Origin of the sequence: Trinickia dabaoshanensis (assembly GCF_002879885.1) — a bacterium.
GTDB classification, from domain to species: Bacteria; Pseudomonadota; Gammaproteobacteria; order Burkholderiales; family Burkholderiaceae; genus Trinickia; species Trinickia dabaoshanensis.
Genome location: NZ_PNYA01000035.1, coordinates 22717 through 41426, shown reverse-complemented (window position 1 = coordinate 41426; position 18710 = coordinate 22717). Strand labels below are relative to the sequence as shown.

The following is an 18710-nucleotide window of genomic DNA, read 5'->3' as shown; positions in this document are numbered from 1 at the left end:
AACAGGGGGCGGTGCAATTTGCCGCAAGCGAGAAGACGAGCCAGGTCTTCGCGCAAAACAATCTGGCGTTTTTGAGACGAGAAGGGGAAAAATGAAACAAACGGCTTTGGGATCAGCCATAAGAAAGATTTTCTGGGCTGAGTTGGCGCTGACCGCAGCGCTGGGCACGCCGGCTTTCGCGCAATCGCAGCCGGCAGCGGCGAATACGGCCACGACGCCGGCGGCACAGCCGGTGCAGGCTACGGCTGCGGACTCGACGGACGCAACCGGCGGCACCGGTAAGGTCGCGAAACTGAAGAAGTTCGAAGTGACCGGTTCGCTGATCCGAAGCGCGGATAAGCAAAGTCACATCGAAGTTCAGACGATCACCGCGAAGGATATCGAGCAGAGCGGTTACACGACCGTTGCCGATTACTTGCGCAGCACGGCGGCGAACTCCGCGAGCAGCTGGTCGCAGTCCACGGCGTCGAGTTCGGCGCCGGGCGGCGCGGGTATGGCGCTGCGTGGCCTGAGCGAGAAGTACACCCTGGTTCTCGTCGACGGTCAGCGTGTAGCGAACTATGCGCAGGCCGTCAATTTCACCGACACGTTCTTCGATATCAATACGATCCCGCTGAACATGATCGATCGGATCGAGATCGTGAAGACCGGCGCGGTCTCCGTCTACGGTTCGGACGCTATCGCGGGTGTCGTCAACATCATCACGAAGAAGAATTTCCGTGGGCTCGAGATCGACGGGCAACTCGGTAAGGCTCAGCATCCGGGCGACGGCCAAGGCAGCTTCAGCGTCTTGGGCGGCTTCGGCGACCTGAATGCCGATCGCTTCAACGTTACCGCCGCCGCGAGCTACTATCGCGACAGCGGCTCGACGCTGGCCGATCGCGATATGACGAAGCATCAAGACTTCACGGGCTACTCGGGCGGCAATGCCGCTCCGCTCGGCCCGAACCAGCAATCGTATTGGCAGACGGGCCCCGGCGCGACGCAAGCCTTCGCGCCTTGCCCCCCGGGTAGCACTCCGACTGCGAACGCCGGTGCGTCTTGTACGTATAACGTCGCAAGCGGAACGTCCCTGATTCCGTCCACGACGCGTTTGAACGCCAAAGTTCGTGGCACCTTCAAGATCGACGACAACACCGAAGCTTACGCGGGCTTCTGGGTGAGCCGCGACGAAACGGTGCAGGCGAACGGCCCGATCGCGCTCTCGAGCACCTCGAACTTCTTCAATCCGGCGACGGGCTCCGTTGCACCGGTCCCGCGCACGGTAAGCGCCGCAAACCCGTACAACCCGTTCGGCGTGCCGACGCTGATCAACCTGACGTTCCCGAACAACATCGGCGTGACCGATACGGTGTCGACGTTCTGGATGGCGTCGACGGGGGTCAAGGGGTCGTTCGATACCTCGAAGCTCGGTAGCTGGGATTGGTCCTTGGACTACGGTCATTCCCAAAGCACGGTGGACAGCACGATCTCGAACCGCTTGAATGTGGCGGGCCTCGAAAACATGCTGGCGAACGGGACGTACAACTTCTCGAATCCCGGCGCTACTCCGAATGGCTTGAACGGCGTCTTCAGCGACGACTATACGCAAGCCATCAACAAGGTCGACAACGTCGCGGCCAAGGCCTCGACGCAGAACCTGTTCACGTTGCCCACGGGCGGTGTCGGCTTCGGTATCGGTACGGAATTCCGTCACGAGTCGATGACGATCAATCCGCAGACGCTCGCCTCGCAAGGCCTTATCGCGCCGGCGAACATCCAGACGGTGGCCTCGTCGCGCAACATCGCGGCTGCGTTCTATCAGTTCGATATTCCCATCCTGCGTAACCTGAAGTTCACGACGGCAGGCCGGTACGACCACTACAGCGACTTCGGCGGCGCGTTCTCGCCGAGCTTCGCGTTGCGGTTCCAGCCCATTCGTATGCTGACGGCATACGCTTCGTATAGCCGCGGCTTCCGCGCACCGACGCCGGTCGAGAATGCACAGTCGGTCTACCTGGGCCACCAAAACCTGGTCGACCCGAACGATCCGAGCGGCACGCCGACGAAGCACTTCACGACCGAGCAGACCACGGGTAACAAGGATCTGCAGCCGGAGCACACGAAGAACTACAACATCGGCTTCGAGCTCTCGCCCGATCCGCTGACGGACTTCGGCGCGGCGTTCTATAAAGTGCACATCGACGGCGTGATCGGTACGGCAGATCCGAATGCGGTGCTCCAAGCGAACGATCCGGCAACGGTCGTGCGTAACCCGGACGGCACGATTCGCTACATCGTGCAGCCGTTCGTCAACTTGGGTTCGCTCGATACCGACGGTTTCGACATGAACTTCCGCAAGGGCGTGCGTACGCCGTACGGTCAGTTCACTCTGTCGGGCGACTGGGCCTACGTGTGGCACTTCAAGTTGCGCAGCCCCGGTGCCGCGCCGCAAGACTTCGCCGGCAACAACCTTGCACTGCTGCAACCGTTCGGCGCCAGCAACCCGCGCTGGAAGGGCAATACGAGCTTGACCTGGGATTACCGCAAGCTGACCACGACGCTGACGTGGCGCTATACGGGTCCGTACACGAACGCGGTCGCGGCCGAGTTCGGCGATGGCGGCACGGGTTCGGTTGCGTCGTATAGCCAGTTCGACTTGATGGCCACCTATCGCGGCTTCAAGCACTGGACGATCTACGGCGGTGTGACGAACCTGTTCGACAAGAAGCCGCCGTTCGACGTCGAGTGGCAGTCCACGCCTGACATCACGGGCTACGACCAATCGCTGTACACGGATCTGGGCCGCTTCTTCCAGGTCGGTGCGACGTACCGGTTCTAAAAAAACAAGGCATCTCGAGCTAGCCAGTCGGTCCGCCGTCTTCACGCGAAGCGCAACGTTTCGCGTAAGAAAGGCAACGCGCCAAGCGTGACGGCGGCGGACCTGTTTTAAAGCTGTCGCAAGAAGTCCCTTGTGATCGGCCTCATCTCCGCGGTTCGTTGCACGACGAGCGCCGCAATCACGGAACAAGGCGATTCACGCCGGGAGGATCGAAGGTGGGTATGAAAGTGGAAGGACAATCGCCCGGTGCAGCATCCGGGATGGCATGGTCAGGTCGCCCACGCGAGTTCGGGCGAAAGCAGCAAAATCCCGTCCGCCGCTTCGGCGGGATCGCAGTCGTCATCGCGCTGCACATCGTGCTCGTGTACGCACTGCTGAACGGCCTCGCAACGAAGGTCGTGCACGTTATCCAACATCCGATCGAAACGAAGATCATCGAGCCGGTGAAACCGCCTCCGCCGCCGCCGTTGCCGCCCGTGCAACTGCCGCCGCCGAAGTTCGCGCCGCCGCCTCCGCCGTTCGTGCCGCCGCCCGAAGTGCCGGTGCAAGCGCCGCCGCAAGCCACCATCGCGCATCAAGCGACGCCCGTGCAGTCGGCGCCGGTATTGGCTCCGGCACCGCCGGCACCGCCGAAACCCGTCGTGCATACGGAAGTCGGCGTAGTGTGTCCGAATTCGGATCAAGTTCGAGGATCGATCGCGTATCCGCAGGAAGCGCAGGAAAACGGCGATACGGGTGACGTGCTCATCGAATTCACGGTCGACCCGCAGGGCCACATCACGAACGAACGCGTGGCGAAGTCGTCGGATCACGACAGCCTCGATAACGCGGCGTTCAAAGCGGTCAAGCGATTCAGCTGCATCTCACAAGGTCAAGCCGTTCGAGTGCAAGTGCCGTTTTCGTTCAACCTCAACTAAATTGAGTGTTGGGCATCGACGGACCTACGCAAACGAGCGACACAAGTACAACAGGTTTCACAAGTTCAACGATTGAACTGAACTGGAGCAGATTATGAATAAGCGTTCCCTCGCCGCACTGGCTACCACCACGCTGATCGCCCTGGCCGCAACCAGCACCGTCCTGCCGCAATTCGCCTACGCGCAAGCGAGCGACACGGCAGCCACCGCATCGGCCACGACGGCTACGGCCGCCGCACCGCAAGCCGCCGCACCCGCAGCCGATCAACCGGTGCCGCCGCCGGCTCCGGCCGCAACCGAGACGGTCAACAACCCGTACGGCCTCGGCGCTTTGTGGAAGAACGGCGACTTCGTCGCGCGTTTCGTGCTGATCTTGCTCGTGATCATGTCGATGGGTAGCTGGTACATCATGATCACGAAGTTCTTCGAGCAATTCCGTGCCAACCGCCGCGCCAAGGCGGCCGACGAGCAACTGTGGACCGCGCCCTCGCTGGCCGACGGCGCCAAGCAACTCGACGAATCGTCGCCGTTCCGCTTCATCGCCGAAACGGCGATCGAAGCCGGCGAGCACCATGACGAAGCGCTGCTCGAAGCCGTGGATCGCAACACGTGGATCGACGTTTCCGTCGAACGCGCGATCACGAACGTGTCGAACCGCCTGCAAGACGGCCTCGCCTTCCTCGCGACCGTCGGCTCCACCGCGCCGTTCGTCGGTCTGTTCGGTACGGTCTGGGGTATCTATCACGCGCTGACGGCGATCGGTATCGCCGGCCAAGCATCGATCGACAAGGTGGCGGGCCCCGTGGGCGAAGCGCTGATCATGACGGCGATCGGTCTGGCGGTGGCAGTTCCGGCCGTGCTCGGCTACAACTTCCTCGTTCGCCGCAACAAGTCGGTGATGGAGCGCGTGCGTGCCTTCGGCGCCCAGCTCCACACGGTTCTGCTCGCCGGCGGCAAGCGTCAAGCGCGTGCGGCAAATCGCGCCGCGTCGCTCGTTCAGTAATCTCCGTTCCCGTTAAGCGAGGTCCACCATGGCCATGAGCGTTGGGGGCGAGGACGACGACGAAGTCATCGCCGCCATTAACACTACGCCGCTCGTCGACGTGATGCTCGTGCTGTTGATCATCTTCTTGATCACCATCCCGGTCGTCACGCACACGGTGCCGTTGCAGTTGCCCAAGGAAACGGTGCATCCGCTGCAAACGACGCCGAAGAGCATCGAAATCGCAGTCAACAAGGACGGCGACTTCTTCTGGAACGAATCGCACGTCGATGGTCCGACGCTGCTCACGAAGCTCAAGACGGTGTCGGCGATGCAGCCGCAGCCCGAGATCCACGTGCGCGGCGATCAGAACACGCGCTATGAGTTCATCGGGCGCGTGATCACCGATTGCGAACGCGCCGGCATCGCCAAGGTGTCGTTTATCACCGAACCGCCCGCGCGCGGCGGCTAGGGCTTTGCATCGGACTTGAACGGGGCGCTCGCGCACTCGTTCAGGTCGACAGGGGAACGAATTATGGGAATGAATGTACCCTCGGGTGGCGGCGGCGGCGAACCGGAAGTGATGGTCGACATCAACACGACGCCGTTGATCGACGTGATGCTCGTGTTGCTGATCATGCTGATCATCACGATTCCGATTCAGATGCACGCCGTGAAGATGAATTTGCCGGTCGGCAATCCGCCGCCGCAAACGGTTCAGCCGACCGTCGTGCAGATCGACATCGATTTCGACGGAACCATGACCTGGAACGGCGCGCCGATTCCGGACAAGGCCACGCTCGAATCGAAGCTCGCCCAAGTGGCGGCCGAACCCGTGCAAGACGAGATTCACGTCCGGCCTAACAAGCTCGTACCTTACAAGGACGTGGCGGAAGTCATGGCCGCGGCGCAACGCGTGGGCGCGACGAAGATCGGTTTGATCGGCAATGAGCAATACATGCAATAAGGAAGTGGCAATGCGAACGATCCATCGACGGTTCAAGCACGCCGCACTCGCGGCGGCCGGCTGCGCGTTTTTCATGCTGGCGGCGGCCCCCAATGCCACCTTCGCGGCCGACACGCTGCGCCCCGAAGTGGGTAAGCCTTTGAACGACGCGCAAACGCTCTATCGCGCGCACAAGTACAAGGACGCGCTCGGCAAGATCGCGCAAGCCGCGGCCGTGCCGAACAAGACGCCGTACGAAACGTACATGGTCGAGGAAATGCGTGGCGCCGCGGCTATGGCGGCCGGCGACACCGGTACGGCGGCGCAAGCCTACGAGGGACTGCTGTCCGGCGGACAGTTGAAGGGCGAAGACGAACAGCGCGTGACGGCCACGCTGGCCGGCGTGTATTTTCAGCAGCATAACTATGCCCGCGCCGTTTCGGTTGCTCAGCGCTATTTGAAAGCGGGCGGCACCGATCCGCAAATGCGCACGCTGCTCGTGCAGTCGTATTACCTCTCGAACGATTGCGGCAACGTCGTCAAGCTGCTCAAGCCGTCCGTCGACGGCGATGTGCGCGCGGGCCGCACGCCCGACGAATCGCAACTGCAATTGCTCGGTACCTGCGCGCAACGCGTGAAGGACGATGCCTCGTATCGCGGCGCGCTCGAAAAGCTCGTGGCGTATCACCCGAAGCAATCGTATTGGGACGACCTGTTCACGGCGATTCGCAACAAGCCCGGCTATTCGTCGCGTCTCGACATCGATACTTATCGCCTGCGTCGTGCCACCGGTTCGCTCACGAGCGTGGACGATTACATGGAGATGACGCAGCTTGCGCTCGTCGCCGGCACGCCGGCCGAAGCCAAGCAAGTCATCGACCAAGGGTTTTCGTCCGGCGTGCTCGGCCATGATGCGCAAGCCGAGCGTGAGAAGCGCCTGCAAGCGCTGGCCGCCAAGCGTGCGGCGGCGGGCGTCGATAAAGACAATCCGGTGGCTCCCGTGGACCAGGGTTTCAATCTCGTCTTCGCAGGTAAAGCCAAGGAAGGCATTTCAACGATGGAAGCGGCGATTGCAAAGGGCGGGCTCGATCATGCCGATCAAGCGCAATTGCATTTAGGCATCGCTTATTACATAGCCGGACAAAAGGCGCGCGCCGTACAGGCATTGCGCGTGGTAAAGGGCACCGACGGGTCGAGCGATTTGGCTCAGCTCTGGTTGCTGGTAGCGTCGAAGTGAGGCGGCGCTAGGGGTGCGGCCGTCGTGCGGCAGGCGTTGCCCGCGACGGCCCGCGTTTTCAGCCCTACCGCTCCGATGAATGGCGCGCCGGTGCGTTCCGGCGTGCGTCCACCCGTACTGGGAAGATGAGACCTTCAATGTTTCGCCTGGCGTTCGCGACGGCGTTCGGGCTGGCGTTCGCGATCGGCGCGCAGGCCCAACCCGCGATCGCGCAATTCGGCAATTTAAAATATCCGCCGAATTTCACGCATTTCGATTATGCGGATCCCGATGCGCCCAATACGGGAACGCTCAAATTTCAAAATTACGATCAGTCGCAAAGCTACGATTCGCTCAATCCGTTCGTCGTGCGCGGCCAGCCGGCACCCGACGTCAGAAACCTCATGTTCGATACGCTCATGCAGCGTAGCTGGGATGAACTGGCATCGGAATATCCGCTGATCGCGGACGATGTGGAAGTGGCGCCCGACGGTTTGTCGGCGACGTTCCATATCAATCCGAAGGCGCGTTTCTCTAACGGCGATCCGATCACGGCAGCCGACGTCAAGTACTCGTTCGATACGCTGAAAAGCCCGCTAGCCTCGCCGACGGTCTCTTCGCAGTTCTCCGAATTGAAGCGTGCGACCGTGATCGATCGGTCGACGGTTCGCTTCGACTTCGTCGACAATTCGCGCGCCGCGCCGTTGATCGCCGGCGATTTGCCGATTTTCTCGCCTAAATGGGGCGTGCAGCCGAACGGCAAGCGCTTGCCGTTCGATCAGATCGCCGTCGATCCACCGATCGCAAGCGGCGCGTATCTCGTCGAGCAGCGCAAGAACAGCAAAGAGATCATCTATCGGCGCAATCCGAACTATTGGGCGGCCGATTTGCCGTCGCGCCGTGGCATGTTTCACTTCGATCGCATCGTGTTCAAGCTGTATCTGGACCAGTACACGAAGCTCGAAGCGTTCAAGGCCGGTAACGACGACGTCGATCGCGAGTACAGCTCGACGCAATGGGCGCGCAAGTACGTCGGCAAGAACTTCGACAATGGTTTGCTGAAGAAAGAGACGTTCCCCTACGGGCCGGCGCAGATGCAAAGCTTCATGATCAACACGCGCAAGCCCGAATTCCAGGATCGGCGCGTACGCCACGCGCTGGCGCTCGCGTTCGATTACGACTGGATGAACCGGATGATGTTCTACGGCATCTATACGCGCCTGAACAGCTACTGGGACGCAAGTCCCTTCGGTGCGACCGGTATGCCGAGCGAGAAAGAGCTGAAGCTGCTCGAGCCGTTCCGCGCGCAACTGCCGCCCGAAGTGTTCGGACCGATGGTGAAGCAACCGGGCACGAAGCCGCCGGGTTCGCTGCGCGCCAATCTGGTCAAAGCGCGCCAGCTACTGAGCGAAGCCGGCTGGCACTATCGCGACGGCGCGCTGCGCAACGCGGCCGGCGAGCCGATGAAGATCGAGATCATGGACGACGAGCCGGGCATGGATCGCTTGATCATCCCTTATACGCAGGCCCTGCAAACGCTCGGTATCGATGCGCATATCCGGGAGATCGACAGCGCGCTTTATCAAAAGCGGCTCGATAATTTCCAGTTCGACATGACGACGTACATCTACCCGCTGGTGACCATCCCGGGCATCGAACTCGAGCGCCGCTTCACGAGTAAGGCGGCATCGGAAGTGGGCTCGGAGAACTATCCGGGCGTTCGTTCCAAAGCAGTCGACGCGCTCGTGCATGCGACGGTCTCCGCGACGAATCTCGACGATCTCGAGACGGCCACCCACGCGCTCGACCGGGTCTTGATCAACGAGTATTACGAGGTCCCGATGTACTACGAGCGCAACGCCCGGATTGCCCATAAAGCGACGATCGGGCATCCAAGCGTAACCCCGGATACGTTCCAATCCGAGGATTTGGTCATCGATTACTGGTTTCAGCGACCGCAGGGCGCGGCGGCGGTCAAGACCTCGGCTCCGGCCGCGGCGCACTGAGACATCGAGGTATCAAGGAGTCCTATGTTTGCCTACATCCTCAGACGTCTGCTATTGATGATTCCGACGGTGATCGGGGTCGTCACGGTGACGTTCGTCGTCACTCAGTTCGTCCCCGGCGGGCCGGTTGAGCAAATGGTCACCCAGTTGCGTCACGGCCGCTCGAACCACGGCGGCGACGGCGGCGGCGGTGGCGGCGGTTATCACGCGAGCCAAGGCGTCGATCCGCAGCAGATCGAGCAAATCAAGAAGCAGTTCGGCTTCGACAAGCCGCCGCTCACGCGCTACTTCATGATGCTCAAGAGCTACGCCACGTTCGATCTCGGCCAATCGTACTTCCAGCACGAAAGCGTCTGGGGCGTGATCAAGGAGAAGCTGCCGGTCTCCATATCGCTCGGGCTATGGACGATCATCCTCACCTACGCCGTCTCGGTGCCGCTCGGGATTGCCAAGGCGGTGCGTAACGGCTCGCGCTTCGATACGGTCACGAGCGTGCTCGTGCTGATCGGTTATGCGATTCCCGGCTTCGTTTTGGGCGTGCTGCTCTTGATGCTGTTCGGCGGCGGGACGTTCTGGGACGTTTTCCCGATGCGCGGCCTCACGTCCGATAACTTCGACGATCTCAGCACGATCGGCAAGGTGCTCGATTATCTGTGGCACATGGTGCTGCCCGTCACGGCATCGGTCGTCGGCAATTTCGCGATCGTCACGATTCTCACGAAGAACACGTTCCTCGAGGAGATCGGCCGGCAGTACGTTCTGACGGCCCGCGCGAAGGGAGCACCCGAGCGCGACGTGCTGTGGAAGCACGTGCTGCGCAACGCGGCGATTCCGCTGCTCACGGGTTTGCCCGCTGCCTTCGTCGGTGCCTTCCTGAACGGTAACTTGCTGATCGAGACATTGTTCTCGCTCGACGGCATGGGGCAACTCTCGTACGACTCGGTGATACGCCGCGACTACCCCGTAGTGCTCGGCTCGCTGTTCTTGTTCACCCTGATCGGCCTCGTAACCAAACTCATTGCTGACGTCTGCTATGTCCTCGTCGACCCCCGCATCCAATTCGACCGCATGGACCGCTAAGCCGGTCCTCGCGCCGGTAGCGTCGATCTCGCCGTGGCGGCGCACGTGGCTGCGCTTCAAAAGCCAGCGGCTCGGCTACTGGAGCCTCGTGATCTTCGTATCGCTGTTCGCGATCAGTATGGTCGGCGAATTGCTGTGCAACGACAAACCGCTCGTCGTGCGCTACCAAGGTCACTATTACTTTCCGATCGTGAAGACGTATCCGGAGACCCAATTCGGCGGCGATTTCCCCGCCAAGACGAACTATCTCGATCCGTATATCCGGTCTCGTATCCAGTCGAACGGCAACTTCGCGATCTATCCGCCGAACCACAACTACTACGACACGATCGACTACTTCGCCGAGCGGCCGTTTCCGGCCCGGCCGTCGTCGTCCAACTGGCTCGGGACGGATCAATTCGGACGCGATGTGCTCGCGCGTCTGCTCTACGGCTTCCGCGTGTCGGTGCTGATGGCGCTGGCGCTGACGATATCGGGCGTGTTCTTCGGCGTACTGACGGGTGCCTTGCAGGGCTTTTACGGCGGCCGTACCGATTTGATCGGCCAGCGGCTCATCGAGATCTGGAGCTCGATGCCCGATCTGTACTTGCTGATCATTTTCGCGTCTATCTTCGAGCCCACACTGTGGCTGCTGTTCGTCTTGCTCTCGATGTTCGGCTGGCTCGTGCTGTCCGATTACGTGCGCGCGGAATTCCTGCGCAACCGTTCGCTCGACTACGTGAAGGCTGCGCGCACGATGGGGCTCTCGAACTGGCAGATCATTTGGCGCCATGTGCTGCCCAATAGCCTGACGCCCGTCATCACGTTCCTGCCGTTTCGCATGAGCGCGGCGATCTTGTCGCTGACGAGTCTCGACTTTCTCGGCTTGGGTGTGCCGCCGCCCACTCCGAGCCTGGGCGAATTGCTGCAAGAGGGTAAGAACAACCTGGACGCATGGTGGATTTCGGTGTCGGCGTTCGCGGCGCTCGTCGTGACGCTACTCTTACTGACATTCATGGGCGACGCGCTGCGTAACGCGCTCGATACCCGCAATCGCGGTTCGGCATTCGGAGGGGCGAAGTGATGAACGGCAGTCCTTTGCTCAGCATCGAAAATCTTTCGATCAGCTTCGGCGCGAAAAAGTGCGTGCACGAATTGAATTTGGCCATTGCACGCGGCGAGCGCGTGGCCCTCGTCGGCGAATCGGGCTCGGGTAAGAGCCTGACGGCGCTGTCGATCTTGCGCCTGGTGGATCATGCGACGCTGTCGGGCCGCATTTGCTTCGAAGGCGAGGATTTGCTGTCGAAGTCGGAGCAGCAGATGCGCGGCATTCGCGGCGCCGACATCGCGATGGTGTTTCAAGAGCCGATGACGGCGCTCAACCCGCTTTATACGGTCGGTAAGCAGATTGCCGAAAGCCTGCGGCTGCACGAGGGCCTGCGGCCGAACGCGGCGCGTGCGCGCGGCATCGAAATGCTGCGTCGCACGGGCATTCCGGAGCCGGAGCGGCGCATCGACAGCTTCCCGCACCAGTTGTCGGGCGGGCAACGTCAGCGCGCGATGATCGCCATGGCGCTCGCGTGCCGTCCGCGCTTGTTGCTGGCCGACGAGCCGACGACGGCGCTCGACGTGACGGTGCGTCAGCAGATCGTCGATTTGCTGATCGAGCTACAGGAACAAGAGGCTGCCGATCGCGGCATGGCGGTGCTCCTGATCACGCACGATCTGAACCTCGTGCGACGCTTCGCGCAGCGCGTAGCGGTGATGGAGAAGGGCGTGCTCGTGGAAACGAACACGACCGAAGCGCTGTTCGCCAACCCGCAGCATCCGTACACGAGGCGCTTGCTCAATAGCGAGCCGGTTCGATGCGTCGATCCCGTGGTCGCCGAATCGGAGAACGTGCTGGAGATCGAGGGCCTGGCCGTCGACTACAGGACGAGTGCGAAGGGTCTGCGCTCGCTGTTCGGCAGCGCGAAGTTTCGCGCGTTGCAGGACGTGGATTTGACATTGCGGCGCGGAGAGACGGTGGGCATCGTCGGCGAGTCGGGCTCGGGCAAATCGACGCTCGCCTCCACCGTGCTCGGTTTGCAGCGCGCCGCGGCGGGGCAGATCCGCGTGGGCGGACGGCCGCTCGCCAGTTATCGTTCGTCGAGCGCCGAATGGTGCGCGCTGTGCGCGCGGATGCAAGTGGTGTTCCAAGATCCGTTCGGCTCGCTTTCGCCGCGCATGACGATCGAACAGATCATCGGCGAGGGCCTACGCGTACATAAACCGAAGTCCACCGCGCAAGAACGCGGCGAGCGCGTGCGCGAACTGCTCGAGGAAGTCGGATTGCCGGCCGATGCATCTTCGCGCTATCCCCACGAATTCTCGGGGGGACAGCGTCAGCGTATTGCCATTGCACGCGCACTTGCGGTAGAACCGGAACTTCTCGTACTCGACGAACCGACGAGCGCGCTCGATGTCTCAGTACAGCAGCAAGTTTTGGCGTTGCTTACACGGCTGCAAAAGAAGTACGGTCTCAGCTATCTGTTCATTACGCACGATCTGGCGGTGATGCGAGCGATGGCGCACCGCGTCGTCGTCATGAAGTCCGGGCGGATCGTCGAATCGGGCGATACGCTCGATGTTTTGCGCGCCCCCACGCACCCTTATACCCAATCGCTGCTCGCGGCATCGATGCAAGTGCCCGAAGCGGACGCAAACGAGGCAATCGCATGATCGACGAACGCTGGTCGCGCTCGGCAGCCAACTTGAAAAGCAGCGCCGAGTTCTGGTCGCTGCGTATCGCGGACGACCGCTCCGAGGACCACACCGTGCGTAACGATGTGGCACAGCCGTTTGCGACGGTCCGCGACCGCGGTGCATTGTTGACGGCATGGTGCGGGGCAGGCGCCGGCTACGCGGCGACGGCCGATCTATCCGAGGCGGGCTTGCAAGCGGCGCTCGATCTGGCGAGCGCGCGTGCGCGTGCGGCGGCGGCCGTGTCGTTGATCGATCACCGCCACGCGCCGCGGCCCGGGGTGAGCGGTAGTTACGTCTCGCCGAACGCCGATACCGTTTTGCCGGAGCGAGGCGAATGGATCGATCGCCTTGCAGTCGAATGCGCGGCGGCCGCGGTCGATGCGCGCATCGTCGAGCGCACGGCGGCGATCCGGATCACGCATAGCGATCAGCTTTACCTGACGAGCGACGGCGTGCGTATCGAGCAACGCTTTCGCTACCTGTTGCCGCAAATGACGGTCGTGGCGCATGCGGACGGCGACACGCAAGTGCGTAGGCTCGGCGGGTACGAATCGCTGCTCGCGCAGGGCGGAATGGAAATCTTGGCACGCTACGGCTATGCCGGCTCCGGGGCTCGACTTGCGGATGAAGCGTTGCAATTGCTGGCGGCGCCGAATTGCCCGTCGGGTTTGCGCGATTTGCTGCTGATGCCCGATCAAATGATGCTGCAGATCCACGAATCGATCGGTCATCCGCTCGAGCTCGATCGGATCTTGGGCGACGAGCGCAACTTCGCGGGCTCGAGCTTCGTGACGCCCGATATGTTCGGCAGCTACCGTTATGGGTCCTCGCTACTCAACGTGACGTTCGATCCTTCGGAGCGCGAGGAGGCGGCGTCGTATGGTTTCGACGATGAAGGCGCGCAGGCTCGCAAGCAGTATTTGATTCGCGACGGCGTGCTCGAACGGCCGCTCGGCGGCACCCTTTCGCAGCAGCGCGCGCAGCTTCCGGGCGTGGCGAATTCGCGGGCATCGAATTGGAATCGCGCGCCGATCGACCGGATGGCGAACTTGAACATCGAAGCGGGCGAGAGCACGTTCGAGGACATGATCGCGGACATCGAGCGCGGCATCCTCATGCGCACAAATACGTCGTGGTCGATCGACGACCGACGCAACAAATTCCAATTCGGCTGCGAGTTCGGCCAATTGATCGAGAACGGCAAGCTGACCCAAGTGGTCAAGCGGCCGAATTATCGCGGGGTGTCGGCAAGCTTCTGGCGAAGCCTGAAAGCCGTTGGCAACGAGACGACGCGCGAAACGTACGGCACGCCGCTATGCGGGAAGGGCGAGCCCGCGCAGATCATTCACGTGGGCCATGCATCGCCGGCTTGCGTGTTTGCCGACATCGACGTATTTGGAGGCGCATGATGGCGAACTTCGATTGGAAGCGCCATTTCGGCGCGCTTGCCGAAGGCATCGAACGGCTGCGCGAAGGCAGCGAAGTCACGCTGCTTTCGCTGACCGCCGAGAACTCCGAGTTCATTCGCTTCAACCAGGGCAAGGTGCGTCAGATCGGCACCGTCTCGCAAGGCAAGCTCACGCTGCGCCTGATCGACGGCGCGCGGCAAGCGTATTCGACGATGACGATGGGCGGACAATTGGACGCCGATCTCGACGACGCCGCACAGGCGCTCGCGATGTTGCGCTCGAGCCTGCGCGATGCTCCCGAAGATCCTCACCTATTGTTCGATCGCTCGCAATGGTCGCAGTCCACGCAGCGCACGGGGCGTCTGCCCGACCCGCAGGTGCTCGTGCGCACCGTGGCAGAGTGCGCGCATGGGCTCGACTTCGTGGGGTTCTATGCGGGCGGCACGATCGCGCGGGGCTTCGCGTCGTCGCTCGGCAGCCGCGGCTGGTATGAAGTCGACAACTTCAATTTCAGTTGGTCGCTGTTCGATCGCAGCGGGCGGGCGATCAAGACGGAATACGCGGGCGACGCGTGGGACGACGCCGTCTTTGCGCATAAGCTCGAGCAGGCTGCGTCGAGGTTGCCGATCTTGAGTGGCACGCCCCGTGTGCTGACGCCGGGACGATATCGCACGTATTTCACGCCGGCGGCGATGAGTTCGCTCGTGGAAATGATGGCGTACGAGGGTTTTTCGGCGCGTCAGCAAGCGACGTCGCGCAGTCCCTTGTACAAGCTTCATACGGGCGAGGCACAGTTCGATCCGCGCGTGACGTTGACCGAAGAGATCGGCCTCGCGATTACGCCGGGCTTCAATAACGACGGCTACCTGCGCGAGAGTGTGTCCCTCGTGGCGAACGGCCGGGGCGTGGATCGACTGACGGATGCGCGTAGCGCGCGCGAGTACGGCCTGACCCCGAACGGCGCGACGGCCGACGAAGCGCCTTCGTCGCTCGCGATGGAAGGCGGCGATCTGCATGCGGACGACGTACTGTCCGCGCTCGACACCGGCCTATACGTCGGCAATCTTTGGTACGTGAACTTCTCCGACCGCATGCATTGCCGCATGACCGGCATGACACGCTTCGCCACCTTTTGGGTGGAGAACGGGCGGATCGTGGCGCCCGTCGAAGCGATGCGATTCGACGACAGCCTTTACGGCTTGCTCGGCGATCAACTCGAAAGGCTCGATGCGGAGCCCGAATTGCAACTCAACGATTCCACATGGGGCGAGCGTGCCACCGGCGGAATAAAACTGCCGGGAGCGCTTGCGAAGTCGTTTCAACTGACGCTCTGATCGATCACCTAACGCATGCATAGAACGAAAACAATAACAACCATCGAGACTAGTGGGACGGCACGGTGCGCGGCGGCAAGCCGCGCGCCGCGGGAGTAGCCCCGTGCCGTCATTTTTTATCGATCGCCCCGTCTTCGCCTGGATCGTCGCGCTCGCGATCATTCTTGCGGGCGTGCTCGCGTTGCCGATGCTGCCCGTGGCGCAGTATCCGCGGCTCGCACCGCCGCGCATCATCATTTCAGCGCAGTATCCCGGCGCGGCGGCCGAGGAAGTGGACAGCAATGTCGCCAGCTTGATCGAGCAGAGCCTGGACGGCGCCGACGGTCTTCAGTACTACGAGACGACGAGCGATGCGCTCGGCGAACTCGAGATCGACGTGACTTTCGCCCCGGGCACGAACCCCGATCTGGCGATGGTGGACGTGCAAAACCGCATGAAGCAGATCGAGCCGCGTTTGCCGCAGCCGGTCGTGCAGCAGGGGATCAGTGTATTCAAGGCTGCCAATACGTTCCTCATGCTCGTGACGCTCGTCTCGACCGACGGCACGCGCGATTCGACGGCGCTCAGCGATTATCTGAACCGGTTCTTGCTGCGCGAGCTCAAGCGCACCCCTGGCGTGGGATCGGCGCAGCTTTGGGATGCCGATCGGGCCATGCGCATTTGGCTCGATCCGATGAAGCTGCGCGAATACGGCTTGTCTCCGGCGGAAGTGACCGCGGCGATTCAAGCGCAGAATGCGACGGTGACGGCTGGGGCGATCGGCGATGCGCCCGCGGTGGGTGGTCAAGCGATCACCGCATCGGTCAGCGTGCGCGGTCAGTTGCACTCGCCCGAGGAGTTCGGCGCCATCGTGCTCAAGGCGCGGCCGGACGGCTCCGTGGTGCGTATCGGCGATGTGGCGCGCGTCGAGCTCGGGGCGGACAGTTATACGTTCTGGTCGCGCTTGAACGGAAGAACGGCCGCGACGGTGGGCATCCAACTCGGACCGCTCGGCAACGCACTCGAGACCTCGAATGCGATTCATAAGCGCGTGGCCGAGCTGTCGAAGACGCTGCCGCCCGGCATTGCCATCGAAATCCCCTATGACGGCGCGCATTTCGTGAAGATCGCGATTAGCGAGGTGTTGTTGACGTTGGTCGAAGCGATCGTGCTCGTGTTTTGCGTGATGTGGCTGTTTTTGCGCGACTTGCGCTACACGCTCGTGCCGACCGTGGTGATTCCCGTCGCGTTGATGGGCTCGTTCGCGGCGATGCATGTGTTTGGGCTGTCGATCAACGTCTTTACGTTGTTCGGGCTGGTGCTCGCGATCGGTATTCTGGTCGACGATGCGATCGTCGTCGTGGAAAACATCGAACGGATCATGCGCGACGAGGGGCTGGCGCCGCGCGAGGCCACGCGTAAGGCCATGGCGCAAATCGGCGGAGCCATCGTCGGCGTCACGGCGGTGTTGACCGCCGTATTCGTGCCGATGGCGTTCTTCTCGGGCGGCGTGGGCGGAATCTATCGGCAGTTCTCGATCGCGATGATCGCGGCGATTTTGGTGTCGGCGTTCATGGCGCTCTCCCTGGCGCCTGCGTTATGTGCGAACTTGCTCAGGCCACCCGCCGGCGACGAATATGAAGGATCGGGGTTGTCGGGGAAATTCCTGGAGAAGTTCGAGCGCGCATCGGAGGGCTATCGCCGTTTCATCGCGCGAATTTTGCGCACGCCTAAGCGCTTGTTCGCCGTGCATCTCGCGCTGATCGGCGCCGGCGCGCTGATGTATGCGTCGCTGCCTAGCGGCTTTTTGCCCACCGAGGACCAGGGGCAGTTGCAGGTCATGGTCCAGTTGCCGCCCGGCGCCTCGCAGCAGCGCACGTATGCGGTGATCAAGCAGGTGGAGGACATCCTGAAGCGGCAGTCGTCGATCGCGAACGTGACGACCGTCATCGGGTGGAGCTTTTCCGGTAGCGGCCAGAACGTGGGCATGGCGTTCATCGATCTGAAGGATTGGTCGCATCGCGATGTCGGCGCGTTGGCGCTGCGCGATACGTTGAACGCGTCGTTTGAAAAGATTCGCGAGGGCGAGGTCATCGCGCAGTTGCCGCCCTCCGTGCCCGGCATGGGTCACGCCGAAGGGTTCACGTTCCACCTCGAGAATCGCGGCGGTATGAGCCGCGCGGATTTCGATGCGGCGCGTGAACGTCTGCTCGAACTCGCGAAAAAGAGTCCTGTGCTAGCCGACGTGCATTCGGAGACGCTACCCGACGCGCCGCGCGTGGTGCTCGATATCGATCGTGCGAAGGCCTATGCGATGGATCTGTCGTTCGATGCGATTCAAGCGACGCTCGGCAGCACGTTCGGGACGTTGTACGTGGACGACTATCCTGCAGCGGGACGCATGCTGCGTGTGTTGGTTGGGGGCGAGTCGTCTTCGCGAATGACGGACGCCGATTTGTTGAATCTGTCGGTGCTCAACACGCTCGGCAAAATGGTGCCGTTCTCGGCGTTCGCTTCGCTCAAATGGTCGCGCGGACCGATCATGCTCTCGCGCTATAACGGCTACCCGTCGCTAGACGTAACCGGGCGCGCGGCCGACGGCTATAGCTCCGGAGCGGCGATGGCCGAGATGGAACGGCTTGCGGCGCAACTGCCGCCCGGGACGTCGTTCGATTGGGCGGATGCGGCGCTGGCGGAAACGCAGGCGGCCAAGCAGACGCCGTTGCTGATCGGCCTGTCGCTGCTTGCCGTATTCATGGCGCTCGCGGCGCTTTACGAAAGCTGGACGATTCCGATGTCGGTGCTCATCGTCGTGCCGCTGGGGATGATCGGTGCGGTGGCGGCGATGTTGTTGCGCGGCATGCCGAACGATATCTACTTCAAGATCGGGCTCGTGACGGTCATCGGTCTTGCGGGCAAGAACGCGATTTTGATCGTGCAGTTCGCGCGCGATGCGCAGGCGCGTGGCGTTGCGCTGTTCGATTCGGTGGTGCAGGCGTGCGCGATGCGGTTTCGGCCGATCGTGATGACGTCGGCGGCATTTTTGCTTGGTGTGGTGCCGCTTGTGTTTTCGAGCGGGGGCGGGGCCGAGAGCCGTCATTCGATCGGCACGGGGGTGTTCGGGGGTGTGATCGCGGCGACGGTGCTCGGGCTCGTCTTCACACCGGTCGCGTTTTATCTCGTCATGAGCGCGATGCGTAACCGCGGCGGATCGGGGGTCTCGCCGAAGGGCGGCGCTAGAGATGCGGCTGGCGAGCGCGTGCCCGATCCCGAAACGGAGCCTTCATGAAAGGCGG

Annotated in this window: 13 protein-coding genes; all 13 read left to right on the top strand. The window is 62.2% G+C overall.

Annotated elements, in window-relative coordinates:
- Positions 1–91 precede the first annotated feature (91 nt).
- The gene (locus C0Z18_RS28525) at positions 92–2821 is read left to right on the top strand and encodes a TonB-dependent receptor (protein WP_102648794.1); all 2730 of its coding nucleotides are present in this window, start codon (positions 92–94) and stop codon (positions 2819–2821) included.
- A 221-nt stretch (positions 2822–3042) separates the two neighbouring features.
- The gene (locus C0Z18_RS28520; RefSeq protein ID WP_102648793.1) at positions 3043–3738 is read left to right on the top strand and encodes an energy transducer TonB; all 696 of its coding nucleotides are present in this window, start codon (positions 3043–3045) and stop codon (positions 3736–3738) included.
- Between the two features lie 94 nt (positions 3739–3832).
- Positions 3833–4741 carry a MotA/TolQ/ExbB proton channel family protein gene (locus C0Z18_RS28515; protein ID WP_102648792.1) on the top strand — a complete coding sequence of 303 codons (909 nt, stop codon included), beginning with the start codon at positions 3833–3835 and terminating at the stop codon, positions 4739–4741.
- Between the two features lie 28 nt (positions 4742–4769).
- Positions 4770–5192, top strand: coding sequence for an ExbD/TolR family protein (locus tag C0Z18_RS28510; protein WP_102648791.1), 423 nt, complete (start codon positions 4770–4772; stop codon positions 5190–5192).
- A gap of 63 nt (positions 5193–5255) precedes the next feature.
- The gene (locus tag C0Z18_RS28505; protein WP_102648790.1) at positions 5256–5687 is read left to right on the top strand and encodes an ExbD/TolR family protein; all 432 of its coding nucleotides are present in this window, start codon (positions 5256–5258) and stop codon (positions 5685–5687) included.
- A 10-nt stretch (positions 5688–5697) separates the two neighbouring features.
- Positions 5698–6903: a tetratricopeptide repeat protein gene (locus C0Z18_RS28500; protein WP_102648789.1), complete on the top strand. Its 1206-nt coding sequence runs from the start codon at positions 5698–5700 to the stop codon at positions 6901–6903.
- Positions 6904–7040: 137 nt separating this feature from the next.
- On the top strand, positions 7041–8888 hold the full coding sequence (locus C0Z18_RS28495) for an extracellular solute-binding protein (RefSeq protein ID WP_233217532.1): 1848 nt from the start codon (positions 7041–7043) through the stop codon (positions 8886–8888).
- Positions 8889–8912: 24 nt separating this feature from the next.
- The gene (locus tag C0Z18_RS28490; protein ID WP_102648787.1) at positions 8913–9968 is read left to right on the top strand and encodes a microcin C ABC transporter permease YejB; all 1056 of its coding nucleotides are present in this window, start codon (positions 8913–8915) and stop codon (positions 9966–9968) included.
- The gene (locus C0Z18_RS28485; RefSeq protein ID WP_102648786.1) at positions 9922–11031 is read left to right on the top strand and encodes an ABC transporter permease; all 1110 of its coding nucleotides are present in this window, start codon (positions 9922–9924) and stop codon (positions 11029–11031) included. Before C0Z18_RS28490 ends, C0Z18_RS28485 begins: the two co-directional genes overlap by 47 nt.
- Entirely contained in the window at positions 11031–12668 is a 1638-nt protein-coding gene (locus C0Z18_RS28480) for an ABC transporter ATP-binding protein (protein ID WP_102648785.1), read from the top strand. Before C0Z18_RS28485 ends, C0Z18_RS28480 begins: the two co-directional genes overlap by 1 nt.
- Positions 12665–14101: a TldD/PmbA family protein gene (locus C0Z18_RS28475; protein WP_102648784.1), complete on the top strand. Its 1437-nt coding sequence runs from the start codon at positions 12665–12667 to the stop codon at positions 14099–14101. Before C0Z18_RS28480 ends, C0Z18_RS28475 begins: the two co-directional genes overlap by 4 nt.
- On the top strand, positions 14098–15435 hold the full coding sequence (locus C0Z18_RS28470; protein WP_102648783.1) for a TldD/PmbA family protein: 1338 nt from the start codon (positions 14098–14100) through the stop codon (positions 15433–15435). The genes C0Z18_RS28475 and C0Z18_RS28470 overlap by 4 nt, the downstream gene beginning before the upstream one ends.
- A 103-nt stretch (positions 15436–15538) precedes the next feature.
- On the top strand, positions 15539–18703 hold the full coding sequence (locus tag C0Z18_RS28465; protein ID WP_102648831.1) for a multidrug efflux RND transporter permease subunit: 3165 nt from the start codon (positions 15539–15541) through the stop codon (positions 18701–18703).
- Positions 18704–18710 lie beyond the last annotated feature (7 nt).

Coding starts and splice junctions, on each gene's coding strand:
- C0Z18_RS28525 (WP_102648794.1), top strand. CDS start 92: ATGAAACAAACGGCTTTGGGATCAGCCATAAGAAAGATTTTCTGGGCT.
- C0Z18_RS28520 (WP_102648793.1), top strand. CDS start 3,043: ATGAAAGTGGAAGGACAATCGCCCGGTGCAGCATCCGGGATGGCATGG.
- C0Z18_RS28515 (WP_102648792.1), top strand. CDS start 3,833: ATGAATAAGCGTTCCCTCGCCGCACTGGCTACCACCACGCTGATCGCC.
- C0Z18_RS28510 (WP_102648791.1), top strand. CDS start 4,770: ATGGCCATGAGCGTTGGGGGCGAGGACGACGACGAAGTCATCGCCGCC.
- C0Z18_RS28505 (WP_102648790.1), top strand. CDS start 5,256: ATGGGAATGAATGTACCCTCGGGTGGCGGCGGCGGCGAACCGGAAGTG.
- C0Z18_RS28500 (WP_102648789.1), top strand. CDS start 5,698: ATGCGAACGATCCATCGACGGTTCAAGCACGCCGCACTCGCGGCGGCC.
- C0Z18_RS28495 (WP_233217532.1), top strand. CDS start 7,041: ATGTTTCGCCTGGCGTTCGCGACGGCGTTCGGGCTGGCGTTCGCGATC.
- C0Z18_RS28490 (WP_102648787.1), top strand. CDS start 8,913: ATGTTTGCCTACATCCTCAGACGTCTGCTATTGATGATTCCGACGGTG.
- C0Z18_RS28485 (WP_102648786.1), top strand. CDS start 9,922: ATGTCCTCGTCGACCCCCGCATCCAATTCGACCGCATGGACCGCTAAG.
- C0Z18_RS28480 (WP_102648785.1), top strand. CDS start 11,031: ATGAACGGCAGTCCTTTGCTCAGCATCGAAAATCTTTCGATCAGCTTC.
- C0Z18_RS28475 (WP_102648784.1), top strand. CDS start 12,665: ATGATCGACGAACGCTGGTCGCGCTCGGCAGCCAACTTGAAAAGCAGC.
- C0Z18_RS28470 (WP_102648783.1), top strand. CDS start 14,098: ATGATGGCGAACTTCGATTGGAAGCGCCATTTCGGCGCGCTTGCCGAA.